This window comes from Vibrio sp. Vb2880, from assembly GCF_033337975.1.
GTDB lineage: Bacteria > Pseudomonadota > Gammaproteobacteria > Enterobacterales > Vibrionaceae > Vibrio > Vibrio alginolyticus.
Window position 1 is genome coordinate 79,160 of record NZ_JAWORT010000008.1, and the last position, 25,945, is coordinate 105,104.

The window sequence follows — 25,945 nt, forward strand, 5'->3', positions numbered from 1 at the left end:
TTTAATTAGAAAATGCCTCAGCCAATGAAATTAACGCAGGTCCGATAGCCACTATAAAAAAGCAAGGCCAAATAAATAGCACCATTGGAAACATCATTTTGACTGGGATTTTTGCAGCAATTTCTTCTGCTGCTTGTTGACGCTTATCCCTGTAGTCTTCGGTATATTCACGCAAGGAGTTGACTAAACTCCCCCCTATTCGAGAGGCATGGCTAAGCATACTTACCAGCCCCATTAATTCTTCTAACCCTGTTCTTAATACTAGCTCCCTCAGCGCTTCTGGCATTGGTTTGCCCGCTTTAATTTTGTTGCACACCGTATCGATTTCATCAGCAAGCTCTGGGTGAGAGATAACCAGTTCATCTGCAACCCGACGCAACGCTGCATTAAAGCCAAGCCCTGATTCGGTACAAACCACCAGCAAATCAAGCATGTCGGGCACACCTGCACGAATCGCTTGCTGACGCTTGTTCACCATTCGACGCAAAATAAAATCAGGAAATAAAAGCCCAATAAACACGGATAACGCCATATACGTGTACAGGTATTTAGATTCCGGAACCGAGAAATACACCAGTGACGCCACCATCACACCTAAGATTGTCGTGACCGATTTAATGGCATAAAACATCGATAATGCATTGCTTTCATGAAACCCAGCATGCATCAGTTTATTGCGTGTCGTTTGGCGCTCTTTTTCACTGGTTGGGGAAGTTAAAGGCGCTAACGACTCCAAGGTGTCTGACATTTTTTTGTTGTGATGAGAGACTTCTTTCTTATCACCAGACAATTCGGCTAACTTTCGTTTAATTGGCGAGTTAACCCCGATAATTATCGAGCCTAACGTCATCACAACCAACACTGTAGTGATGAGGATCAACCCCATAAGCAGTGTTTCTTGGCCGACAGCAAAATCGTTTAACCATCCTTGAATACTTTCCATGGCTACACCTCAATATTGACGATTTTACGAATCCAAAGCGTGCCGATAAACAACGCGACCATCCCACCAATGACCATTTTGATCCCCATTGGATGCGTGTGGAGTAACTCAATATACTCAGGTCGAACAAGGGAAATGATGACGTACAAACCAAAAGGCGCTAATACTAATACCCATGCCGACATTCGAGATTCCGCCGAAATGGTTTTTATTTTTCGAGCGAGTTTGAAACGAGCACGTAGGATATGGGAGAGCTTTTCAATGTTTTCGACTAAGTTACCACCCGTTTCCTTTTGCAGTAACACCGCACTGGAGAAAGCAAGCATAGATACGGTAGGAGTTCTCTCCGACATTTGCATAATCGCCAAACGGAGGTCATAACCATAGTTGAGTAAGTTAAAGGTATTCATGAACTCAGGACCAAGCGGTGCACTAACCTCTCTGCCTACTTCTCCAAACCCCTGCGTAATTGGCTGCCCTGCTTGTAAAACTCGCTTGATGATATCGAGAGCCTCTGGCAGTTGCTCTTCAAATTTCATTAAACGATCAGCAATCCTTTTCTGTATGTAGAAGTAAACAGACACCCAGCAAGCAAACGCAACACCAGCACAGAGGTACCAAACTTGCCCGAACAAGAACAGAAATAGACCAACCGCAGTCCCTCCGAGGAATGTGAGGAAAATAAACCGACTGAACCCCATGTGTATCCCAGCCAGTTCCAACTTCTTCTTAAAGTTATCGAACAGACTAAACCTCACAAGCCATCGCTCTAATGGCGAGAGATTCTTGAGCGAGTTTTCCCTTAATAAAGAAATACTCTCTTGATCAATATGTTTATGGCTTTCGTGTATCCGCTTGATTAATTGCTTATGCTTAACCTTTTTACCCGCAGAAGGCAGAATTAACGCTTGGCTAATAAAGAATACGGACAAAAACAGCAGTACAAGAAAAAGGGGGAATTGACTATCCATAGCAATCTCCTAACGGGCTTTTTCATTGAATATTTCAAATGGTACGTCTAAGCCTCGTTTTACTAATTGGTCATGGCAGCTTGGTACAATCCCTGTAGCCATGTAATCACCTAACACATTACCTTCTTGATCGACCCCTCTTCTCTGGAAGGTGAAGATCTCCGACATGGTAATAACGTCACCTTCCATGCCATTGATTTCTTGTACGCTAACCATGCGACGTTTACCGTCTTCCTGGCGATCCATTTGCACAACAATATTGATGGCAGACGCGATCTGCGCTCTCAAGTTTTTTGTCGACACATTCCACCCTGCCATCGAGAACATATTCTCAATCCGGCTCAACGCATCTCTTGGTGTATTCGCGTGGATAGTAGCCAAAGACCCATCATGACCCGTGTTCATTGCGGATAGCATATCCACCGCTTCTGAGCCACGAACCTCACCAACAACTATCCGATCGGGACGCATACGTAGTGAGTTTTTTACTAAATCACGCTGAGAAATTTCACCCTTACCCTCGATATTGGAAGGACGTGTCTCCAAACGGATAATATGTGGCTGTTGGAGTTGTAACTCTGCCGAGTCCTCAATGGTTACAATGCGTTGGTCGCTAGGAATAAAGCTCGACAAAATATTTAGCGTGGTTGTTTTACCAGAACCTGTACCTCCAGAAATCAGAATATTCATTTCCCCCACAACCGCCGCATTAAGAAACTTCGCCATTTCAGGAGACAACGATCCAAGTTCTAATAAGTTATCCATGTTCAAACGTTCAACCGCAAAACGTCGAATAGAAACTGAAGGCCCATCAATAGCAAGAGGAGGTATAATCGCATTAAAACGTGAGCCATCTTTGAGTCGAGCATCCACCATGGGTGAAGCCTCATCGATCCTTCGACCCACTTGGCTTACAATACGGTCGATAATGTTGCGCAAATGGCGTTCGTCTAAAAAGGTGTGCGGTGTTTTCTCCAACTTACCAAAACGTTCGACGAAAATATTTTTCGGGCCATTTACTAAGATATCTGAGATTGTTTGATCTTCAAGAAGTGGCTCAAGAGGCCCCAGGCCGAACACTTCATCTTCAATTTGATGTATTACGCGGTTTCGCGCTTCTGAACTCAATGGGTGTGTTTGATCTTCCGCGATGAGCTGAACAACCGCTTCGCGCAACTCCTCTTTCGCGCGATCTTCTTGCAAGTGCGATAGAAGCCCGAGATCCAAGGTATCCAGTAGTTTCTTGTGGTAGTAGTGTTTTATCGAGAGATCTTGTTCTAATTGCTTTTTCTGCTCCTCGATCGCTTTCATCTTGGCTTCTACCGGCGACAACGACTTTTGCTCATCTGACGTGTCTTCATCAGATTTTGCCAACTCGACATTCACAACTTTGGATTCTTTTGTTTCATCTACGGAATTGAAAGAACTCCCGACGCCTTTCCGTTTGAAAAACATAACTCCCCCTTACTAAGAAAATAGTTTTTTTATCCAACTTTGATTCTCTTTGGTCGGACTTTCTAATAAGTGCGATATTTCAGCCAAAGACGCTTTCAGCGCACTATTTTTCTTAGATTGAACAATTGGGTTGCCCAAATTAGCGCTCTCGATAGCAATAGCAAAGTTATTAGGTACTAAGTGTATTGCATGTCCACTAACCGCATTTTCAATGTCTTTCAACGATATTGTCGATTTCTTTTCAAAACGATTAACAATTAGTTCAACCTGATGACTACTTAAACCATAGTCTAATTCTAAAGAACGTATATAACTAACAGCATGCTTCACCGATGTAACATTCTGTTGCAGAATCAAAAAAACATGTGTTGCCGGAGAAACAATTTGTTGATAAACGTGCTCAACGCCATGAGATAAATCCACAATAATATGTGAGTAAAACTGCCTCAAAATAGGTAATAATTTACTAACTTGAACCGCATGCTTGTAATTACCTTTAGGATCATTTTGGTTAAAACACAAATAATTCAAACCTGAAGGATGCTGGTAGACTAGTCCTTCTAGTGATAATTCATCTAAATCATTAACAGAATCAATCACATCATTAATATTGTATTTAGGCTTACAGTTTAAATAATCAGCGGCATCACTAAACTGCATATCCAAGTCAACGAGCAACACTTTACTCTTAGCATAGCTTGATAATTCTATTGCTGTATTAATAGCCAAAGTGGTTGCTCCAGAGCCACCTTTTGTATTAATAAACAATGTTAGATCGCCCATTTTCTTATTGGCAATCTTTTCATCCGCGGTAGATTTTAATAAAGGATATAGCTCGCCAAAATCAACCGAACGAGACAAATAATCTGTTGCCCCAAGCCTTAATGCCATTTTAAGGGATGCAGTATCGTTCTCGTCGCCAAATACAATCAAAGCGGTATGATTATGCTGTAAACTGCTGTCACTAGAATAAACATGAGCCACTTTCTGAGCCCAGCTTTCACCGGTTTCAATATAAATGAGATCAGGAACTTGCTTATTTTTCACAAAGTCCAAGTTAAAGGTATCTAGCTCTATCCAATCAATATTTAGATTTACACACCTTGATAGTTCATCAGCAATGTGAATTTTAAAATTTGATGTAGAATAAACTATCCAAATAATCAAGTTAGTTTTTAAACTTTTATGTGTTTCATTATCCATTTTGACTGGTTTCAACATAAAGCTACTCCGCGGAACAATCCGAATAAACAGCAGGGTTATCAGCTTCAGGCTTTAATACACCTAAGCTTTCTGCCGGCAATACAGTTTCAAAAGCAGGCGTTTTTCCTACTGCACTAATAAGCGCAGCTAACACAAAAAACTTAAATTCATAATCAACTGCTCTTGCTTGAACATATTTTATTTTTGAAAACTGAGCATCTAACACTGTAGATGCTGCAGGTGGAGTACTCAAAAAATCCGACACATCAACAGTTGCACCTGTATCGTCTAAATATTCGATTTGTAAATTATTAGCGGTAAAACCTGAAGGATATAGACTCTCCAAAGCTTGATGATTAGGTATTTCATCACGTTCAGAAATAAAACAAACCGTGGCAAGTCGTGCCGCTCGCCTGGTAATTTCGTTGACCATTTGCACTGAATAAAAGTAGATTGCAAACTCAATAATCATGAACAGTACTAACATTACCGCAAGTGCAATTAACGAAAACTCAACTTGGGTCAGTCCTTTCTGTTTCCTTATCCATTGTTTCATGGGCTAGTCCTCATTGACGCAGAAGAGCCAATACTGAAAGCCAAAGAGGTTCCGGTAAAAGGTAAGGTTGAGAAAATAGGCTCATAATTATAAGTAGCTGATATGGTTACAACCTTATTGGTGTCCGTTGGTTGAGTCACAATAATGTCAGCAGCTTCAATATAGTCGATTACTGGCGTACCAACGCCACTCGGCGTACCATAGATCACCACATTTTTAATATCAGATTCTTCAGCTATACCTTCAAAATCTAACGTGCCATAAGTATCAACCACGGCATACCGTGCGCCATTTTGCAACGCTTTGTTGACCTCTGTGTATTGAATAAAAGCTCGGCTCACGTCGATAACTAATACGGTCAGCATCAGTAGCACTGGCAATGCAAGAATAAACTCTATAATTGCCAGTCCTTTCTGGTTAGCCATCTTTTTCATCTGATGCTTTCTATTGGAGTACATCATATTAAGACCCTCCACTTGACGGGTCTTTGTATAGAACGATTTTGTATGGCCCAACTCCATCTTCATCCGGATCTACCCCAGACGACGCATTTTTTACCGTACAATCCTCTAGAAACTGACCGAATATTTCCGATTCATTCCCCTTGTTTTGCACTTCCTGAGTAACAAAAAAGCATCCTAGGCCCAGTACTTCTAAATCCATCTTGCCGCCTTTTTTTGGAGCTTCATCACAACGAACGATCGGCACTCGTAATACCCTTCGATCGGTTTTCCCATCCGCTCGGTAATATTGCGACTTGCACGCGCCAGGCCCACCCGTACAAGCGGCTAACCCTTCGACATAATCGGCATAATAAAACGCATCGTTATCAACGGCCGGATCTTCCGCATCCTGATATTGTTGTTGGTAATTGTCGTATGTTACGTTGGACTCTTCGATGTACTTATCTGAAGTAATGCCTTCATCTGGCTTACCCCCATCAAATCTCGTATTTAGACCTTGAGCTACTGGTCCCGTACCTTTACCAGTCTCTGTTGTGACTAAATCACCGACTGTTATGCACTCCTCAGTATCCCCTGCCAGCATTTCTCTTACTGTATTTTTACCGGAACCAAAGTCTAAAAGGTGGTAGTTACCCGAACCAATGCCACCATCCGTGTGCCCTGATGGTTTCAATACATGAATAGTGTCAGCATCTCGATCTTGTGCGCCATTGTAGTTTGGGTTTGAAGAGGGAATGTATCCCCACGCCAGATCCGCTGAGCCTACATCGCCACACATAGCAATAGGCGACACGTTACATGTAGTAATGCTTGGCGCACTTGGTCCTGCAACAGCACTTGCTGACACCCCTTTGTCGAGCCCAAACATGCCACTTAAATACTGTGTCAAAAGAACATTACTAACGGCAACACGAACATAGATGTCGCTGTCACTGCCCAAAGAGAACTCTCCAGCTTCAACAAATGAGCCTTTAGCGTTCGAATTTGAGAAAGTTACATCTATGTTTTCCCCCGTGTAAACTAATTCTTGGTTACCATCAGACGCAGCAGAATGAGTCAGAGCATCATTCGCCGCTTGCGTCGCTAAACTAAGCCGCTCAGCCAAATCTGCCGCGTCGGTCCTTTCATCGACGACAACCGCAGCCGCTAATGCAGCGGAGTCGACCGCGTTTTGTAGTCTTGTTTTATTGAGTACTTGGTGATTCAAATCAATACCAAAGGCTGCAACACCAAGTAAAAATAATAAAACTAAACTAATTAATACCAAGGTAATCCCTTTCTGAGCTCTCCTTGGCGCTATATGCATATTCCTTCGCATAGCCCCTCCTAAGTGAACGTATCACTTAATCATCTTTGGCTACCCCATTGTTGTTATATACCTCTAAGCTAACTTGTGTGCGCTCACCACTACCTTCCGGTAAGTAGCCCAAATTCTCATACCAGGCTTCTGGATTCAGAGTTTGTTCAGCGCGCAGCTGGCTAACCGAGATACCAAGCTCGGGGTCATTCGCACAGCCAAACAAGCCGAATGATGTGAAACAAATGGTCATTATCATTATGCTTTTCATCTTGTTCTCCCACTTATAGACTGTGCCCAAACTTGCCCTCAGAGCCACCTTCTGACGAACCGTATTGAATAAAATTGTTGTTAGTATCTTCTTCACTAATGTCGTTTAGCTGGTACCTATCGAAATCCAACTCAGCACCTTTACCAAGCAAATAGAACTCCACATCGTTTGGAGCAACAAAACCATCTGTTGGTAGCGTGATTCGACGTCGATCAATTGGGGTTGCTAATCGAGGAGTAACCAGAATGACTAGTTCTGTTTCCCCAGAGGTAAATTCTTCACTCTTAAACAAGCGGCCTAACACAGGTAGATCACTCGCACCAGGTATACCATTCGCAACGTTACGCGCGTTTTCACTCAATAGCCCCGCAATGCCAATGGTTTGACCATCTGCTAGCTCAATCGTGGTACCAGCACTTCGTTTTGTGATTGGTGGAATAAAGAAAGTGGCATTCACTTCGTTTGGATTAAACGTCAACACACCAGAATTGGAAATTTCACTCACATTGACATTCAGTTTGAGATTGATTCTCTTATCGCTCAAAATAAACGGAACAAAGTCGAGTTGAACACCGTACTCTTTGTAGTCGATGGTAATGCCATCTTCATTTGGTACTGGAATTGGGAATTCACCACCAGCGACAAACTCGGCTTGCGTACCACTTAATGCGGTAAGGCTAGGCTCTGCCAGCACTTTCGCTACGCCATTTTGCTTCGCCACATCAAGCGCAAAGGTAAACAAGGTATTACTGTCGATAAACGATCCGAGAAAACCGAAATCTTCGACTGTTGGGACGTTCAAAATTGGTCCAATGCCATCAATACCGCCACCAGCAGTCGTACCACCCCAAGTAAAGTCCCCACTTCTTTGGAAAAAGTGGAAGTTTGAGTCGAAGCGTCTTACAAGTGTGCGCTGTACTTCGGCAACGGTAACTTCTAGCGTCACCTGCTGAGCACCACCAATAGAAAGTAGATTGATGACCATACTTTCATCATCTTTAGAGCTATCATCTTCTTCATCTGCCGCTTCACCCAAAGCAAAGGTTTCAGCAATTTTGACCGCAGTGTCCATGTTTTGCTGACTGCTGACCAAGCCTCTAAGTACCACTTTTTCTTGCGCACTGTGCACTTCGATATTTTCATCCGGCAAGAACTGATAAAGCTTCGACTTAAGCGTATTTAGATCATGCGTGACTTCCACGTTAAACTGCTCAATTAACCGGCCTCGGCGATCCCACACCGACACATTCGTGGTACCTAACTTCTTACCAATAAGAAACAGCTCGTTCGATCTGAGCACTAAAATATCCAAGACTTCTGGATCCCCTAACGTCACTTTCTTTGCTTGGCCTGATATCATCAATTGAGTTGATTGGTGATGTGCAACGGTTACGACTTTTCCTGACTGCGCCGTAGCTGCGTTAACAGACAAGCTGACGAAAAGTAACTGGCTAACAAGTAATATTATTGTTTTCATAATTCACCTAATTGCTGACTCGGACACTGGATGCCTGAGATCCCTTAATAATGGTCACACTAGGTCGTGGCGTGTATTTTCTTGCTACAACAGGTTTATCCACTTCATGAGGGTTGCGCAGAGCAAGCTGTATATCGCCTTTGCTGTTCGCCGATAAGAGCTTTTCTGCCTCTTTCGGTGTTACTTCTAAAGTCACAGCGCGTACAATCACGGGTTTGTTATCATTCGTTTTGGCTGTTTGGTCCACCGCAAGAACATTGATATTTTTAAGCACTGTTTTTGTTGTGGCGTTTTTACCTTGTCCATAACTCACTGTATTCAGGACATCGACCTTGTTGCCTGGTAACAAAAAACCTGCCACACCGATAACGTCATTTACGCGAATAGTGATTGCTCGCTTGTTTTCTGGAATTAATGCAGCAAGTGTTGCGCCTTCACCAGGTAGGGCAAGGCGATGAGGGTTAACAAGTTCACCCGCGTAAATAGTATTGGCAACGATTCTTCCCAATGCCTGTTCTTTTACTTTCAATGTTTCATCATCTATCCAGTCCACTTCCATGAGCTTAGTAGACAAATGTTTCTCAGAGAGAATAGTTCCTGGTTCTAGCTCCATGGCGGCAACTAAAACGGGATGCCTTTCGACCTCTTCTAACTCGACTGTTGGTTGGTTTCTGCCATCCATCCATTGTTTAGCTATCAACACGGCAGCAAGGCCGAAAACAATGGAGAGTAGCAATAGCATGATGACTTGAGTCCGACTCATAATTTAGATCTCCCTATTCATCCACTGTGAAATACAGTCCCCAGGCACGAGTTAAAATGTCTGATGAGACGACTTTTCGTTTTCCTTCAAAAACGAGAACGTCTCTGCTAATGCCCAAAAGATCTTTAGGTAAGCATGGATAATTAGGCATTTTATTTTCACGGTGCAATTGATTTAATGTGTCAAAGAATTCAGGCGACAACGCGAGTTGCAAGTCTTTGGACAGCGATAACCAAAGCGCTTTATAGTCATCATCACCAAGTGGCTTAAACTCTATTTTGTACCCCAGACGGCGTAAAAAAGCAGGGTCAGCAATTTTGCTTGGTGCAAAATTGGATGAGAATGCCAAAGTAAGCATAAATGGCACCGTTACTTGTTGACCATTTGGCAGCGCCAGATGGTCAAATAAGTATTCCATTGGAACGATCCATCTATTTAGCAAGGCATCAACAGGCATTGACTGACGACCGAGATCATCAATCACTAAGATTCCGTTGTTAGCCATCATTTGAAGTGGCGCAATCCATACACGATTATGCTCGCTGTGGTTTACCTCAAGCATCTCCAATGTCAGCTCACCGCCCACTTGAATGTTTGGTCTTTCACAAAGAACCCAGCGTTTGTCGTAATGGGTTTCCAACTTAACGAAAACCTGAGAATGGGAGTTGTCTAAACGACGGTGATGATGCTCTGAGAACACTTTGATGATGTTGCCATCGGCATATACGGCGTAAGGAATAAACACCGAAGTGTTCATTGCATTGAGCACTCTTGATGCGACGTAACTTTTACCAGTACCCGCGTGGCCATAAAGCAACAAAGCTCGTCCAGAGTTGATAGCAGGTCCGAGAACAGGAACCAAGTGATCCGAGCCAAAAACATCAGATAATGCACGCTCTACATCGATACGGGTAACAGGGTTTTTGCGTAGATCTTGTCCTTCAACAACGGTCCAATACTCTTCCAAAGAAACTGGAACAGGACCGATATACGGATCTTTTCTATATGCAATGTCTGCTTCCGCAAGTCCTAATTCCGTTAGACTATAACGAATGTTCGAGTACGAATGGTTTAGCTTCTCAGATGTAGGCTGATATACCTCAACCCAGCTTCGTTTCCTCAACTGCGCCAAAGCAAGTTCAACAATATTTGAAACCACGCATAACCGCTGTGTTAACTCGATCAAATCACATTTCGGATAAGCTGACAGGTGTTTCAACACTAAGTTTTCAACTACTGAAGCCGGTATGCCAAGACCTTCTACCGATGAAGGTACTTTTGGTGGATTTATTTGTGGCACGAGTTTTTCCCAATACACAGAGCCCATCACACTTCCCCTCCTTGAAGTTGCTTAGCCAACTGATGCTGCATGCCATTTATTATTTTTATTTAGTGGGTATAGGAAAAATAAGCTAATCCAATTACGATTATCGGCGCGAATGGAATGACTAACGGCTTACTGGACCTAAAACCTGGTGTTACTTTTTCTAAGCAATACCCTTTAATCTGATGTGATAGAGCAACACTAGTCGATGACACATGTAGCATTAGATAAAAAATGCCGACAATGCCTCCAGCGAGTATTATCCCGGTAGACGCTTCCCCAAGGTTACTCAATCCCAACCATGCCCCTATGACGGCGAGTAACTTAACGTCTCCTCCAGCCATTACTTTGAAAAGATACAGCGCGAAACACACCGCAAACGCAACCAACCCACCATATAAATGATCCAAACCAGTTGTGGCTGGGTTGTAAATTACGTTTGCAGTTACTGCAACCAAAAGCATAAGCACCGCTTTATTCGGTATTCTGTGTTTCTGTGCGTCTGAAACTCCAATCGCAATGAGTAATGACCAAATAATTAACTCGCTAACCATTACGAAGAGCTAATACGACCAGCTACTGAAGTGAACTTGTTAGACAAGGTTGTCCAGAAGCCTGAAGTCAAGAATGCAGTAACAATTAGTGCCGCACCTAGGATGTACTCCAAAAGTGTTAGCCCCTCTTCGTCTTCCATGAAGTCCTTGATTAGATTGCGAAAGTTATCCATAAGATTATCCCCTTTATTTAACCAAATCTCGCTTGTCCATGACGCAGGTATCATATACACCCGAATCATGCTTAAACATTAGTCATCAAGAATTAGGGGGGTTAGGACTTTTTTGCCAAAGGTTAGTACTTTCTTGCCTGTCTGCGCTTCAGAGGCAAAATGTATCATAAATAAGACACATCACTGTAAGCCATGTGACACATTTCACACTTGCAGTATGACTATATAAGCCTAAGCTTAATAAACGAAAGGGTGAGGTCTGAAGCTCAAGGAATGAGGCTCGACTGACCTCAATGCATACTAACATTGGTGTAGTACGTACTGAGCAGGATTCATATGGATAAACAGACCAAAGCTTACTGGATAGGAGAGACCCTTTGCTCGCTGCCGGAACAATTTCGTTGTGAGTTTGATGGGTGCTTTGACATTATGGACTGCAGTAAAGATATCTCAGTCCTCAGTGATAAAGAACATAGCTATTTCTTTTACTACATAACCTGTGATCATCAAGAGCACTTGAAAGGTGTTATAACGCTCTGTAAAAACCTCGACAAAAAACTGATCGTCGTATCTCCAAAAGATACGGCTCCTCACTTGCCGCCCAAGCATATTTGTGCGGAATATTATAAGTTGAACGAGCTCACTCTTCCTATCTGGCTTTCACAAATAAAATTGAAATACTTTTTGCATAGTAAAGTAGACGAAGAACAAATCTCGGTAGATAAACTTTTCTCTCGAAGCGGCAAGTCAAACTTTTCAGACGTAGTCCATTACATCGCCAATAACGTTCATAAGGACCTAAGAGAAGAGGAAGCAGCCGCTCTTTGTCATTACTCGCCGAACTACTTTTCCAAAGTTTTCCACCGTAAAGTGGGTATGTGCTTTCGTGATTATGTCACGGCGAAACGCATTTCATTAGCTAAGAAAATGCTAATTGAAAATGAATCGATGAAAATTGCTTACATTGCTTATCAGTGCGGGTATCGAGACGTTTCTTACTTTTCTCGAATTTTTAAGAAAAAAACAGGTCTGTCTCCAGCAAATTATCGACAGCAGTTTTAGGCTTTATTTGTAGCAACTGTCAGGACAACTAACGCTATCTTCCCCACATATTTCATCAAAATGCATTCCCGTGTCGCGATTTAACATGCTAAAGTTAACAATGCGTTAACAATTATAAATACAATGAGAAGACATGGAGTCACTTAAAATGAATCAGCCGAATCTAAATAGCGCTGCTGGTTGCGCTCTCCCACCACCAAATGAAATGATCCTCAAATGGGCTCAAGAGCGTCCAAATGAGGTCTACCTAAAACAAATTATTAACCGACAGTTTGTTGAGTACACATTCTCTGATGTTGCAGATCAAGCCTTAAAACTTGTCAGCGCATTACGCACGCTTGGTGTAAAGCCTGGCGACAAAGTCGCGTTAGTATCTAAAAACTGTGCAGAATGGTTTATTTGCGATCTTGCTATGATGCTTGGTGACTATGTCAGTGTGCCAATCTTTCCGACCGCCGGTGCAGACACCATCGAATACTGTGTGACTCATAGTGAAAGTAAAGCGATCATTGGCGGAAAACTCGATGATCCCAAAGCAACTCAGCAAGTCATTGATGCTATGCCTGAACTCATTAGCATCGCTCTACCTTATGACACGGCACCAAAGTGTAAGCACGAATACCAAGCGCTCATTGCAGATGCAGTGCCAAGTGAAGAGCGTCCGCAGCATTACGATGACAAGCTAATGTCGTTGGTGTATACCTCAGGCACATCAGGGTTACCGAAAGGCGCGATGCTAACTTACGGCGCATTCAGTTGGTCTGTTCAGCAACTGATCAATCATATTGGTATCCAAGAAAACGACCGATTGTTCTCTTATTTACCGCTCGCTCATATTACAGAGCGTGTTTATATCTTCGGTTCATCGATTATGGGTGGCGTGCCAACAGCATTTCCAGAGTCACTGGACACTTTTATCGAAGATGTGAAGATGCACCGACCAACTCTGTTTATCTCCGTCCCACGATTATGGACGCTATTCCAGCAACGTATTCAAGACAAACTTCCACAGAAGAAGCTCAATATTCTGTTGAAAATCCCATTCGTCAATTCTTTGATCAAGAAAAAGCTAGCAGATGGTCTAGGTTTAGATCAGGCTCGAGTATTAGGCTGTGGCTCTGCACCTGTCTCGCCAGCGCTGTTGGAATGGTACCACTCAGTGGGCCTTGATATCACAGAGGCTTGGGGGATGACGGAATCATTTGCCTACAGCACGCTCAACTACCCATTTAGAGCTGACAAAATCGGTAGTGTCGGTAATGCAGGGCCAGGCATTGAGTTAAAAATCGCAGCTGATGATGAAATCATGGTGCGTGGCAAAGGGCTATTTTCTGGCTACTACAAAAATGACATTGCCACCCAAGAGTCTTTTGATTCAGAGGGCTGGCTACACACAGGCGATATCGGCGCTATCGACTCAGATGGTTATCTAACGATTCAAGGCCGTAAAAAAGATAACTTCAAAACCGCCAAAGGTAAATTTGTCTCTCCGGTTCCTATCGAGAAAAAGCTTTTCGAGTACAGTCGCGTAGAGATGATGTGTCTCATCGGTTTAGGGCTACCCGCTCCGATTCTTTTGGTTGTGCCACATGACTTCCCTAACTTTGATCGAGAGCGATACGCACGCACCACACGTAAAGTTATTGCTAGGATGAATCAAGAACTCGCCTCTCATGAGCAAATCAAAGGCGTGTTAATGATTAAAGAACCTTGGAGTATAGAAAATGGCGTACTGACGCCAACGCTTAAAATTAAACGTCATGTGCTCGAACAAAAGTATCATGAGATAGGCCACAATTGGCCAAAAGATGAATTGGTCGTGTGGGAAGAAGACTTGTAATTTTGCTTGCACTCCTCAACACCATTGGGGAGTGCAACTTAACTTTGAGCTTGAATCAAACTCATAAACTACTCTCTCCAGAATGGCTTACTCACTTCACAACTAATCTCCCTTTCACCTAATCCAATATCGTCCCAAAGGTGCTTTGGTAACTCTCTCAAGTGACGACGTGTCTTATAGTTCCTTCTCCAAGCCGCCAGTTTAGAATAAATTAACTGTAACCCGCTCTGATGGGCAGTAGGTATAGTACGCTCACAAGTGTGTGTCATGTTTTCCATTTCAGAGATTCCTATACAATGTTGACCACTTAATAATCAGCGACTACGCTGATATCCTCAAACGATAGAATCTGCCATAGAGTTAAGGAAAACTAATGTGAAAGATCGAATGCCTCCCTTACAGGGCTTGTATTACTTTTTCGTTGCAGCAAAGGAAGGAAGCTTTAAAACGGCAGCAAAAGAACTGTTTGTTACGCCAGCGGCCATTAGTCAGCAAATTCGTCATTTAGAAGAGTTCTTAGGCACGGACCTATTTGTTCGTCAGCACAGAAAAATCGTGCTCACACCTGAGGGAGAGCTACTGTTTACTCAGGCAGAAAGAGGGTTTGCTCATTTGCAGCAAGGGGTTAGATTAGTCAATCAAGATCCAAACCCGAACCACCTTTCGATATCAACACTCCCCTCTTTCGCTCATCATTGGTTGGTCCCGAAGATTACGGCTTTTCGCCAGCGTCACCCTGATATCGCCTTGCTATTAGAACCAACCAATGATTTGGTGTCTTTTCAAGATAGCCAGATAGATTTATGTGTTCGTTACGGTTTAGGAAAATATCCCAATTTAGAATCACAATGGCTGATGGACGAAGCTTTTTATCCTGCTTGTCATCCGGTGTATCAGAAAGAGCACGGGATCTATAACATCGAGGATTTAAGCAAAGCTGAGCTGATTGAAGATGTTTGGCCTGATCTTGATTGGAATATGTGGTTAGCAACCTTGGGTCACTGCGCAGCAAAGCCTACCTTAAAATACAGTGGATCACATCTCGTGCTTGAGGCTGCACTATCACTTCAAGGCGTCGCATTGGTAAAACACAGTTTAGCTCATCAATATTTTCGTTCTGGCAAATTGGTCCGAATTGGAGATATCGCCATCAAGCCCAATTTTGCGTATTACTTATGCGCGCCAAAAGGCTACTTAAAAAGACCTAAAGCTCAATTGTTTGCGCAATGGTTGAAGGAAGAAATAGAAATATTTGAAAAGTCAGTGGTACCAGACTTTAGGACCATTGATCTAAAAGGCAACAGCACTAGAACGGCATCATAACAATCGTCAAAACAAACGCTAAATAGGAATAAAACAAAAACGCTCTGCGTATAAGGCTGCTAGATACAAAAAGCCCCGCACTAAGCGGGGCTTTCAAGTTATAGAGTTAACTTAAGAATTACTTCTTAGCGTTACGCTCTTTAACGTCAGCAATTACTTGCTCTGCAACGTTTGTTGGACATGGTGCGTAGTGTGAGAACTCCATAGAGAACTGACCACGACCAGAAGTCATAGTACGTAGAGTACCGATGTAACCAAACATTTCTGATAGAGGTACATCACCCTTGATACGTACGCCAGTAGACGCTGCTTGTTGGTCTTTGATCATACCACGACGACGGTTAAGGTCACCGATTACGTCACCAACGTGATCTTCTGGAGTGAACACGTCAACTTTCATGATTGGCTCAAGAAGTTGCGCGCCAGCTTTAGGCATAGACTGACGGAATGCACCTTTCGCTGCGATTTCGTAAGCGATAGCTGAAGAGTCAACTGCGTGGAAACCACCGTCGAATAGTTCAACTTCAACGTCTAGAGTAGGGAAGCCAGCTAGAACACCGTGCTCCATCATTGACGCAAAGCCTTTCTCAACTGCAGGCCAGAATTCTTTAGGTACGTTACCACCAACAACTGTTGATTTGAACGTGAAGCCAGAGTTTGGCTCACCTGGTTTGATGCGGTAATCGATCTTACCGAACTGACCAGAACCACCAGACTGTTTCTTGTGCGTGTAGCTATCTTCGATTGCTTGAGTGATAGTTTCACGGTAAGCAACCTGTGGAGCACCAACTTCTAGCTCAACGCCGTAAGTACGCTTAAGGATATCTACCTTGATGTCTAGGTGAAGTTCACCCATACCTTTCAGGATAGTTTCGCCTGAATCTTCATCAGTCTCAACTTGGAATGATGGATCTTCTGCAACCATTTTACCGATCGCGATACCCATCTTCTCAGAACCGCCTTTATCTTTAGGCTTAACTGCGATAGAGATTACTGGATCTGGGAAGATCATTGGCTCAAGAGTACATTCGTGCTTAGGATCACATAGAGTGTGACCAGTTTGAACGTTCTTCATACCAACTACAGCGATGATGTCACCAGCTTGTGCTGAATCGATCTCGTTACGCTCGTCCGCGTGCATCTCAACCATACGGCCGATACGCTCTGTTTTACCAGTTGCAGAGTTAAGGATTGTGTCACCTTTCTTCATCTTACCAGAGTAGATGCGGATAAAGGTTAGAGCACCGAAGCGGTCATCCATAATCTTAAATGCAAGAGCACGTAGTGGCTCGTCTGCAGATACAGTCGCAACTTCACCAGTTGGCTCACCAGTCTCTGAATCAGTTAGAGGCTGTGGATCAACTTCTGTTGGAGATGGTAGGTAATCAATTACCGCGTCAAGAATAAGTTGGATACCTTTGTTCTTGTACGCTGAACCACAGTAAGTTGGGAAGAATGCTAGATCACGAGTACCTTTACGGATACAACGTTTGATGTCTTCTAGAGATGGCTCTTCGCCTTCTTCTAGGTAAGCCATCATTAGATCTTCGTCTTGCTCTAGAGCAGTTTCGATTAGCATTTCACGGTATTCAGCAGCTTTCTCTACCATGTCTGCTGGAATATCTTGAACTTCGTAGTTCTCTGGTTGGCCAGACTCATCCCATACGTAAGCTTGTTGGCTTAGTACGTCTACAACACCTACGAAATCTTCTTCGATACCGATAGGTAGAGTCATAACTAGAGGTGTAGCACCTAGTACGTTCTGTACTTGATCTACAACTTTGTAGAAATCTGCGCCCATACGGTCTAGTTTGTTAACGAAGATCAGACGTGATACGTGTGATTCGTCAGCGTAACGCCAGTTAGTTTCTGACTGAGGCTCAACACCACCAGAACCACAGAATACACCGATACCACCGTCAAGTACTTTTAGAGAACGGTAAACTTCGATAGTGAAGTCAACGTGTCCAGGAGTATCGATGATGTTTAGACGGTGATCGTTCCAGAAACAAGTTGTTGCTGCAGACTGGATTGTGATACCACGCTCAGCTTCCTGCTCCATGAAGTCAGTAGTAGTTGAACCGTCGTGAGTGTCACCGATCTTATGGATCTTACCAGTTAGCTTTAGGATACGCTCTGTAGAGGTAGTTTTACCCGCGTCTACGTGAGCAAAAATACCAATGTTTCTGTATTTTGATAAATCAGTCATTGTCTTACTCTGTTAATAAGGTATAAAGTGCGCGCAGAGTATATCACATTCTGTCAATACTGATACCCTTGCGTGCGGATGGAAGAAAAAAAATTTTAACGTGAAATTTCCGTCCCCAAAGCATAGTCAAACACAGCAATTTATGTACTTTATTCGCATTTTATTGAGGACGGATAGAACAGTTTGTGATTGCACAAATACCATTCTTATGAGCATTACAGCTCGTCAAAAGCCTCTATAGCTTCCGACAATTTCTTAACGCCGTGAATTTGCATGCCAGGGATGCCACCTTTCGGCATGTTGGCTGCTGGCACGATGGCTTTCTTGAAACCATGTTTGAACGCTTCATTCAAACGCTCTTGCCCACTTGGCACAGGACGGATTTCGCCCGCAAGCCCTACCTCACCAAAAATCACCACATCTTTAGGGAGTGGACGGTCACGAAAACTCGATAAAAGCGCCATAACTAAAGCAAGATCAGCGCTCGTCTCCGTCACCTTAACACCGCCAACCACATTAACAAAGACATCTTGGTCTGCCATTTGTAAGCCACCATGCTTATGCAATACAGCGAGCAAAAGTGATAGGCGGTTCTGCTCCAAGCCGACCGCAACACGACGAGGGTTGGCTAACTGCGAGTAATCCACCAGCGCTTGAATCTCTACTAGTAGAGGGCGCGTGCCTTCCCAAACAACCATGACGGAAGAGCCTGATGTTTCTTCTTCACCACGAGAAAGGAAGATCGCTGATGGGTTACTCACTTCTTTCAATCCTTGGCCTGTCATTGCAAAGACACCAAGCTCATTCACAGCGCCAAAACGGTTTTTATGACTACGCAAAGTGCGGAATCGGCTATCCGTTCCACCATCGAGTAGTACCGAACAGTCGATAATGTGTTCAAGAACTTTGGGGCCCGCAAGGGTACCATCTTTTGTTACGTGACCAACAATAAATACCGCAACATTATTCTGTTTTGCGTATCGTGTCAGAGCCGTCGCAGATTCACGTACCTGAGCAACACTGCCAGGCGACGATTGAACATCAGAAACGTGCATCACCTGAATCGAGTCTATTACCATTATACGAGGCTGCTCTTTTTCGGCGATTTGGCAAATTTTGTCGACGTTCGTTTCCGATAGCATTTTTAAATGATCTTTCGGCAAGCCCAATCGGGAAGCACGCATTGCCACCTGCTGTAACGACTCTTCACCGGTTACGTAAAGCGTTGGCATTTGCGCAGATAAACTACACATGGTTTGCAACAGAAGTGTTGATTTACCTGCACCAGGGTTACCACCAATCAAAATTGCGGCACCTGGCACAACCCCACCACCCAACACACGGTCAAGCTCTTTAAACCCACTGGTGAAGCGAGGTACTTCTTGCAGATCAATTTCGGATAGCGTTTGAACCGTAGCTTCTGTTGCGGAACCAGCGTAGCCGCTTAAGCGTTCATTGCGAGCAACGGTTGGCGATGCAGCGATACGTACTTCTGTTATCGTATTCCATGCACCACATGCGTTACACTGCCCCTGCCAACGGGGAAAGTCCGCGCCACAATCATTACAAACATACGCTCGTTTTGCTTTCGCCATGATGCCTCAATTTTTTCTACAAATGTGACTAAGCACAGCCAAGTCAGACCTGAACTGAAATGAACTATTGATATACTTAAGTATTACTTCGCTTAGCCGATACAATTTAAAGTAACGACATACTCTAACAGAAATAATGCAGCAATCTGAAATTCTCTCGCTCGCAGAACGACTCATTCCCGTTTACGGTACGAATGACTTTGACTTTGTCCTTGGCCAACTGACCGAGGAAGAGCCGCCTTCGGCCAAAATTTTGGTTAAAATGGAACTTAACCGCTTAATGGCTCCATGCAAAAAAAGCATTGATTTGCGAGGTCGCGTTCAAGGCGAATGTCGCGAGTATATTTTGGATGGTATTCCACATTGGTTGGATGATGTTGCTTTCAACGCTTACCATAAAAACATCAAAAAGTTTGGCTGCTACACGGAAGGAATGTGGGAAGCATTGGTCAACACGCGAAATAACTTTCGCGTAATGAGCAAGCGCCTTACTCAGCAAAAAACGCAATCGTTAACGGATCCTAAAAGCCCGTTCTTAGCAGAACCCGTTCACCTAGGCTACGATTTAAAGCGCCAAGAAAAACGCTTGAAAGTCCAATCTCAAGTTGAAATTTGCCGTTCTAAAGGACAGCTTCTTCATGGATTAAGCATTGATTTATCTAGCTCTGGCGCAAAGTTCAAAGTCCCTAGCGCATTTAAATATAACCTTGGGGAAATTATTCAGGTCACGTTTACTGAATTTGCCAGCAAATCTAACGTTGCAGGTATAGAGAAACCGCTTGCATACCGCATACTCGCGGTTGATGACTGTTACGAAAATGACTCAGTTCGATACCTCAGAACCATACGCTTAACTGATACCAATGTCGTCACCAAAGTGATAGATGAAGCGCTCAACAGTGCTGCTAAAAGGGCTCGTCACGACAATCAAGACAAGATTATTCGAGCTCGAACTCGCGGTTATGAGCACATCGCACTAAAGCACACCAGCAGCTTGCCTCTATTCTTTGATGGTAGTGACCTAAAATTAGCAATGTTAACGCCAAACAATCAAAAGCTTTGGCAATACTGGCACGATGAGAGAAACCAGCAAATGTTTGGTTCCTTATTCAACGAGCAACGCATCGCGTCACTCATTAAGCCTGGTGTTAAAGGAACAACCAATGTCCTTTATTCATTTACTCACGAGCACGAGAATCGAACCTATTTCTATTCGATGTTTCGCCCAGAAGCAACTCGCGAACAGCGCCAGCTATTTTGGCATTTAGGTGGCAAACGAGAGAGTTGGCGCGCCTTTAGAATTTCAATCTTTGAACTATCAGAGCAAGAACAGGAAGACCTAGCAGCATTCTCTCCAGAGTTGGCAGAAACGTCTCAATCACTGACTCATATTGGTATTTTGCAAGAAATTGCTGACGAAAAATCAGGGCAGGATTACCTGCTAACTGAAAAGCCGCGCTTACCCGCTAATACGTTAAACGCGTTTCGTCATCCGAGAAGAGTTATCGGCAATCCAAAGGGCATTTATTTTGATGCAAAGTCTCGTCGTAAAGAGCCTCGTTATCGTTTTAAAACACCTTTAGAGTTGTACTCAGGACAAACTAAAACAGGCGGCTGTACTGTTGACCTTTCCAAACGAGGACTCGGAATTAGGCTAAGTGAGCCCACGATGTTACGTTCTGGGCAAGAGGTAAGAATCAACTTTCGAGAATTACAACTCTACGATAAAAAATTGCCGTTAATGTCGGTGCCATATCGAGTAATTCGTGTAAGCCCAGATGGTTGTAGCGTGCAGCTAGTTATTGATGAAAGCAGCCAAACCATGAAGGTAATCGCTTTTTTCAACAGTATTATCGAGCACAATCAAGACAAGCTAATCCCGCAAAAAGAGACGCTACCAAGTAATGCTCTACTTGAAAGGCTGCACTGCATGTTGCTCTCGCGTACGCTGAGCACGCCCATTTTTATCAGTAAGAGTACGTCATCTTCAATAAAAACCCCCGTTATCGGGGTGAACTTGCCGCTACCTAAACACATTGAGCTTTTTGCCCGTCTTGGGCATGACCAACTGTTGTCACTTGAACCTATCTTTAAAGGCCGGACAAGCACATTAATCGCAGAGCCAATAAAACGTGTAGAAGGTGCTCAAGCCAGACATCAGGATATCTACATAAGCGCCGCAAAAGTAGGCAATAAAATTACAGGTATTGAGTCAAAGCTTCATCAAGAGTTCAACAGCGTAAAAGAGCGGATTCAATTTATAAAGAAAGCGCGAATGATGGGTGACTTTTACGTGCTTCGCCTTTCTACTGCGCCAATTTTCGATCCGATGACATCATTACTGCAACAAGATTTAAGTGACTTAACCCAATTTGGTGTACATCAAGCAAGCAAGTTAGAAAAAGAGTTGACGGCGCTCGTTGGTTACAGTGAATTTGAAGACATTACTGAAGAGGTTGTAATTAGATTGGAGTTAACCGAGTAAATTCAAAGTCATACCAAATTGAAAAAAAACACCGCCTTTCTGGCGGTGTTTTTGAATGGGTGGTTAAGGTTTAGCTTTCCAGCTGACCTTTTGCTGCTTCACCAATGCGCCAGATAAAATACAGAGCACACCGCCCAACCCAGCAAAGCGAATCGCAGATTGCGCTTGAGCTTCCACTTTTGGTTTTGCGTGATACGCAATCCCTAATCCTGCCACCGACATCATCACAAGATCATTAGCGCCATCACCGACAGCAACCGTGTTGTGCTGCTCAATTTCATATTCATCCGCCAATTCCACTAGAATGTCTGACTTCATCTGCGCCGTTACCACATCACCAAGTACGTTACCCGTGAGTTTGCCGTCAATAATTTCTAATTGATTGGAGCGAGCAAAATCTAGGTCGACTTTATCTTTGATGTAATCAGAGAAGTAAGTAAAACCACCGGAAGCAATCGCTGTTTTCCAGCCCAAGGCTTTCAACGTCGCAATTAGCGCTTCAAAGTCCGGCATGAATGGTAACTGGGAACGAACTTGTTCAAGAATTGATTCATCGGCACCTTTGAGCTTACCAACTCGCTGACGTAAACTTTGCTCAAAATCCAGCTCACCTTGCATGGCACGTTCAGTGACTTCCGCTACCTCATCCCCTACTCCTGCCAGTTTCGCGATTTCATCAATACACTCTATCTGGATCGCCGTTGAATCCATATCAAATACAATCAACCCTTGGGTTGATAGATCGGGCACTTCATTAAGCGAGGCGTAATCTAGGTTGAGACTTTGTAAGATCGTTTCATGTTGAGGAGTCAACTCTCCGGCCATCAGGGCTACTTCATATTGGCCAACTTTCCACGTTTCTAGTATCGGGTTGTAAAAGCCGGTGAAGAAATCAATGTCTTCGAAGTGACTTGGCGAAAGGTACTCAGCAAATACGATCCAGTTTGCTTTTGCTTTATCTAATTGGGAGGCAAATCGAGTCTCGGGTAATCGTTTTAAAAGTGTCGTATGTTTTCTGATAGGCAAGCTTTTTGACGCGTCCATGTATATAATCCCTTATGACTTTGCTAAAACGTTACCTCAACAAACTAAAAAGGCAAGTCTTTGTTTTATTTTAAATGGATGAGTAAAGAGCATGAGTGAATCTTTGTTCTCAGTAAGGAATGCCCTAAGAATTCTGGCACTAATCCTACTGTGTGTGATGTTGTTTATCACAATAAAAAACAGTGTTGTGATCAGTAAGGGTAATGAGAAAATTCAAGCACAACAGCTTGAAACACTCACCAAAGTTTTGATTTCACAAGCGTCTCTTTCTGCCAGTGAGATGATTTTAACTAAAGATCAAGAACGATTACTTCAGCTAACAAACCAACTAGCACAAGACCGTTTAGTGTTTGATGCAACAATCTACGATGCACAGGGTGTACGTTTAGCGTCTAGTGAAGAGGCATTATCGGTACGCGAAGTTCTTGGCCTAGATACGCCTTTGGCAACAGCTTCCATTGGTCGCCAGCAGTTGGTTGAACCAGTTTTTGCAGATGGTGCGCTTATCGGTTTTGTTCGCGTGACCTTTGAGACGGGCCGGGTGACGGCTATTTCTGACCACCACTATCGCAAGAGCGATCGTTATATGTACATGATGGTCTTAATGAGCTTTGTCTGTGGTATGTTGTTCATCTTGATTTTACGTCGACAACCGATACGTCGTAAAAAAGCGCCAAACCTGCTGCTAACCAAGTAACTAGGTAGCGCTAACAACTCATATAAAAACAGCCCGCAATGTGCGGGCTGTTTTTTTAGCTCTTGAGAGCGAAAAATAGAATGACTCTTCGTCGCTTACTCTTCGTCACCAAGCAATACTGAATCTAGTGCGATTAGCATCATGTCGTTGAATGTCGTTTGACGCTCGTCAGATGTAGTCTGTTCGCCAGTCTTGATATGATCAGAAACCGTACAGATTGTCAGAGCTTTTGCACCGTATTCTGCCGCAACACCGTAAATACCAGCCGCTTCCATTTCAACACCAACAATGCCGTACTTGTCCATTACATCGAACATTTCTGGATCTGGCGTGTAGAAAAGCTCTGCTGAGAATAGGTTACCAACTTTAACGTCAATACCGCGAGCTTTTGCAGCGTCTTCTGCCGCACGAACCATGTTGTAGTCTGCGATTGCCGCGAAGTCATGACCTTTAAAGCGGATACGGTTCACTTTAGAGTCAGTACATGCACCCATGCCGATCACAACATCACGCACTTTGATGTCTTCATTCACTGCGCCACAGCTGCCAACACGGATGATTTTCTTCACGCCGAAGTCTTTGATTAGTTCAGTCGCGTAAATCGAGCATGATGGGATACCCATACCGTGGCCCATTACCGAGATCTTACGGCCTTTGTATGTGCCTGTGTAACCAAACATATTACGAACGTCACACACTTGAACGACATCTTCAAGGAAAGTCTCTGCGATGTATTTTGCACGTAGTGGATCACCAGGCATCAGTACGACGTCTGCAAATGCACCCATTTCAGCATTGATATGTGGAGTTGCCATTTTCTTTTCCTTAACCTTTCTCTAGCGCTCCGCGCTTAAGGCGATATAAGCCAGAGTATTCTCATTTCCGACAAGCAGCATTTACATACTGCAAACATAAAACTAGGAGCAATCAAGCTCCTAGTTTTCAAAAACCTAACTAATTATAGGAAGTTCTTACCGTAATCCATTGGAGAAGTACCGAAGTAACTTGCCAATGTTTGACCGATATCTGCGAATGTTTCGCGGCGGCCAAGAGAACCAGCTGGTACTTTTTGACCATAAACCAATACTGGGATGTGCTCACGAGTATGGTCAGTGCCTGGCCATGTTGGGTCACAGCCGTGGTCTGCCGTTAGGATAAGCACATCGTCTTCTTCCATAATCTCTAGCACTTCGTTGATACGACCATCGAAGTACTCAAGTGCCGCTGCGTAACCCGCTACGTCACGACGGTGACCGTAAGCTGAGTCGAAGTCTACAAAGTTAGTGAATACGATCGTGTTGTCGCCCGCTTCTTTGATTTGCTCTAGCGTTGCTTCGAACAATGCAGGGATACCTGTCGCTTTCACTTTCTTAGTGATGCCGCAGTTTGCGTAGATATCAGCAATCTTACCAATAGAAACCACGTTGCCTTGCTTCTCTTCAACAAGTTTCTGTAGAACCGTTGCTGATGGTGGCTCAACAGAAAGGTCACGACGGTTACCGGTACGCTCAAATTGACCTTTACCAGCACCAACAAATGGACGCGCGATAACACGACCAATGTTGTAATCTTCTAGCTCTTCACGTGCGATTTGGCAAAGCTCTAGTAGACGGTCTAGACCGAAAGTCTCTTCGTGACATGCGATTTGGAATACAGAGTCCGCAGAGGTGTAGAAGATTGGTTTGCCAGTCTTCATGTGCTCTTCACCAAGATCGTCAAGAACTTGAGTACCAGACGCGTGACAGTTACCTAGGAAACCGTCAAGACCTGCACGCTCAAGAATGCGGTCAGTCAATTCTTTCGGGAAGCTGTTTGCTTTGTCAGTGAAGTAACCCCAGTCAAACAGAACAGGAACACCTGCGATTTCCCAGTGACCAGACGGCGTGTCTTTACCTGAAGAAAGCTCTGCTGCATGACCGTATGCACCAATGATTTCAGCGTCTGCGTCTAGTCCAGGTGCGAAGCGACCTGTCGATTCTTTATGCGCCATTGCCAAACCAAGTTTCGATAGATTTGGAAGGCGAAGTGCACCTTGGCGATTGTCGTTATCTGCTAAGCCTTTTTCACATTGGTCAGCGATGTGACCTAGTGTGTCTGAACCTACATCACCAAATTCTTTAGCATCGGCAGTTGCACCGATACCGAATGAGTCTAGTACTAAAATAAATGCTCTTTTCATTGCTCGTTCCTTAGGCCCACTCGGCTTTTTATTATGGTTGAGTAGGCCTTGTGTAATTAC

General features: G+C 43.7%; 24 protein-coding genes. 5 read left to right on the plus strand and 19 right to left on the minus strand.

The genetic code is table 11. From position 1 onward, the window contains the following. Position 1 precedes the first annotated feature (1 nt). From R7M92_RS11130 to R7M92_RS11190, 13 genes are all read right to left on the minus strand, one after another. On the minus strand, positions 2-943 hold the full coding sequence (locus tag R7M92_RS11130) for a type II secretion system F family protein (protein ID WP_318133386.1): 942 nt from the start codon (positions 941-943) through the stop codon (positions 2-4). Between the two features lie 2 nt (positions 944-945). Beyond that, the gene (locus R7M92_RS11135; RefSeq protein WP_046875024.1) at positions 946-1,914 is read right to left on the minus strand and encodes a type II secretion system F family protein; all 969 of its coding nucleotides are present in this window, start codon (positions 1,912-1,914) and stop codon (positions 946-948) included. Positions 1,915-1,923: 9 nt separating this feature from the next. Beyond that, complete coding sequence (locus tag R7M92_RS11140; protein ID WP_046875025.1) at positions 1,924-3,369, minus strand: CpaF family protein; 1,446 nt, start codon at positions 3,367-3,369, stop codon at positions 1,924-1,926. A gap of 12 nt (positions 3,370-3,381) precedes the next feature. After that, positions 3,382-4,590: an AAA family ATPase gene (locus tag R7M92_RS11145; protein WP_005386455.1), complete on the minus strand. Its 1,209-nt coding sequence runs from the start codon at positions 4,588-4,590 to the stop codon at positions 3,382-3,384. A gap of 4 nt (positions 4,591-4,594) precedes the next feature. After that, positions 4,595-5,128, minus strand: a complete 534-nt coding sequence (locus R7M92_RS11150; protein WP_005386454.1) for a TadE/TadG family type IV pilus assembly protein — start codon at positions 5,126-5,128, stop codon at positions 4,595-4,597. After that, positions 5,125-5,589 (minus strand): TadE/TadG family type IV pilus assembly protein, encoded by a 465-nt coding sequence (locus R7M92_RS11155; RefSeq protein WP_031781046.1) that lies wholly within the window; start codon positions 5,587-5,589, stop codon positions 5,125-5,127. The genes R7M92_RS11150 and R7M92_RS11155 overlap by 4 nt, the downstream gene beginning before the upstream one ends. Before the next feature lies 1 nt (position 5,590). Next, on the minus strand, positions 5,591-6,910 hold the full coding sequence (locus tag R7M92_RS11160; RefSeq protein WP_137282334.1) for a pilus assembly protein TadG-related protein: 1,320 nt from the start codon (positions 6,908-6,910) through the stop codon (positions 5,591-5,593). 25 nt (positions 6,911-6,935) lie between these two features. After that, a complete protein-coding gene (locus R7M92_RS11165; protein WP_031781045.1) occupies positions 6,936-7,160 on the minus strand; it encodes a hypothetical protein in 225 nt (74 codons plus the stop codon). A 13-nt stretch (positions 7,161-7,173) separates the two neighbouring features. After that, a complete protein-coding gene (locus R7M92_RS11170) occupies positions 7,174-8,637 on the minus strand; it encodes a type II and III secretion system protein family protein (protein WP_005386449.1) in 1,464 nt (487 codons plus the stop codon). Positions 8,638-8,644: 7 nt separating this feature from the next. After that, complete coding sequence (cpaB, locus tag R7M92_RS11175) at positions 8,645-9,400, minus strand: Flp pilus assembly protein CpaB (protein ID WP_005386448.1); 756 nt, start codon at positions 9,398-9,400, stop codon at positions 8,645-8,647. Between the two features lie 13 nt (positions 9,401-9,413). Continuing rightward, positions 9,414-10,727, minus strand: coding sequence for an AAA family ATPase (locus tag R7M92_RS11180; RefSeq protein ID WP_165401630.1), 1,314 nt, complete (start codon positions 10,725-10,727; stop codon positions 9,414-9,416). A gap of 62 nt (positions 10,728-10,789) precedes the next feature. Then, entirely contained in the window at positions 10,790-11,278 is a 489-nt protein-coding gene (locus R7M92_RS11185) for a prepilin peptidase (protein WP_031781044.1), read from the minus strand. Continuing rightward, positions 11,278-11,451: a Flp family type IVb pilin gene (locus R7M92_RS11190; RefSeq protein WP_031781043.1), complete on the minus strand. Its 174-nt coding sequence runs from the start codon at positions 11,449-11,451 to the stop codon at positions 11,278-11,280. Before R7M92_RS11190 ends, R7M92_RS11185 begins: the two co-directional genes overlap by 1 nt. A gap of 336 nt (positions 11,452-11,787) precedes the next feature. Here R7M92_RS11190 and R7M92_RS11195 point away from each other — a divergent pair, with 336 nt between their 5' ends. Beyond that, entirely contained in the window at positions 11,788-12,513 is a 726-nt protein-coding gene (locus tag R7M92_RS11195; RefSeq protein WP_130545037.1) for a helix-turn-helix domain-containing protein, read from the plus strand. Between the two features lie 148 nt (positions 12,514-12,661). Then, positions 12,662-14,353, plus strand: coding sequence for an AMP-binding protein (locus tag R7M92_RS11200; protein WP_206953302.1), 1,692 nt, complete (start codon positions 12,662-12,664; stop codon positions 14,351-14,353). Positions 14,354-14,421: 68 nt separating this feature from the next. On the opposite strand, the gene R7M92_RS11205 is transcribed toward R7M92_RS11200, so the two are convergent. Next, the gene (locus R7M92_RS11205) at positions 14,422-14,631 is read right to left on the minus strand and encodes a DUF1127 domain-containing protein (protein WP_005380156.1); all 210 of its coding nucleotides are present in this window, start codon (positions 14,629-14,631) and stop codon (positions 14,422-14,424) included. A 97-nt stretch (positions 14,632-14,728) separates the two neighbouring features. Between R7M92_RS11205 and R7M92_RS11210 the strand changes: the two genes are divergently transcribed. Continuing rightward, positions 14,729-15,676 (plus strand): LysR substrate-binding domain-containing protein, encoded by a 948-nt coding sequence (locus R7M92_RS11210; protein ID WP_170893994.1) that lies wholly within the window; start codon positions 14,729-14,731, stop codon positions 15,674-15,676. Between the two features lie 118 nt (positions 15,677-15,794). Here R7M92_RS11210 and fusA read toward each other — a convergent pair whose 3' ends face one another. Both fusA and radA read right to left on the minus strand, forming a co-directional pair. Further along, complete coding sequence (fusA, locus tag R7M92_RS11215; RefSeq protein ID WP_005386444.1) at positions 15,795-17,885, minus strand: elongation factor G; 2,091 nt, start codon at positions 17,883-17,885, stop codon at positions 15,795-15,797. Between the two features lie 215 nt (positions 17,886-18,100). Further along, a complete protein-coding gene (radA, locus tag R7M92_RS11220; protein WP_005386443.1) occupies positions 18,101-19,480 on the minus strand; it encodes a DNA repair protein RadA in 1,380 nt (459 codons plus the stop codon). Between the two features lie 136 nt (positions 19,481-19,616). Here radA and R7M92_RS11225 point away from each other — a divergent pair, with 136 nt between their 5' ends. Next, a complete protein-coding gene (locus R7M92_RS11225) occupies positions 19,617-21,965 on the plus strand; it encodes a PilZ domain-containing protein (protein WP_065274783.1) in 2,349 nt (782 codons plus the stop codon). Between the two features lie 63 nt (positions 21,966-22,028). Here R7M92_RS11225 and serB read toward each other — a convergent pair whose 3' ends face one another. After that, a complete protein-coding gene (serB, locus tag R7M92_RS11230; protein WP_005386439.1) occupies positions 22,029-23,009 on the minus strand; it encodes a phosphoserine phosphatase in 981 nt (326 codons plus the stop codon). Between the two features lie 91 nt (positions 23,010-23,100). On the opposite strand from serB, the gene R7M92_RS11235 reads away from it, so the two are divergent. Then, positions 23,101-23,706 (plus strand): YtjB family periplasmic protein, encoded by a 606-nt coding sequence (locus R7M92_RS11235; protein WP_005391677.1) that lies wholly within the window; start codon positions 23,101-23,103, stop codon positions 23,704-23,706. A 95-nt stretch (positions 23,707-23,801) separates the two neighbouring features. On the opposite strand, the gene deoD is transcribed toward R7M92_RS11235, so the two are convergent. Both deoD and R7M92_RS11245 read right to left on the minus strand, forming a co-directional pair. Beyond that, positions 23,802-24,521 carry a purine-nucleoside phosphorylase gene (gene deoD / locus R7M92_RS11240; RefSeq protein WP_005380140.1) on the minus strand — a complete coding sequence of 240 codons (720 nt, stop codon included), beginning with the start codon at positions 24,519-24,521 and terminating at the stop codon, positions 23,802-23,804. A gap of 143 nt (positions 24,522-24,664) precedes the next feature. Beyond that, entirely contained in the window at positions 24,665-25,885 is a 1,221-nt protein-coding gene (locus R7M92_RS11245; RefSeq protein ID WP_005386434.1) for a phosphopentomutase, read from the minus strand. Positions 25,886-25,945 lie beyond the last annotated feature (60 nt).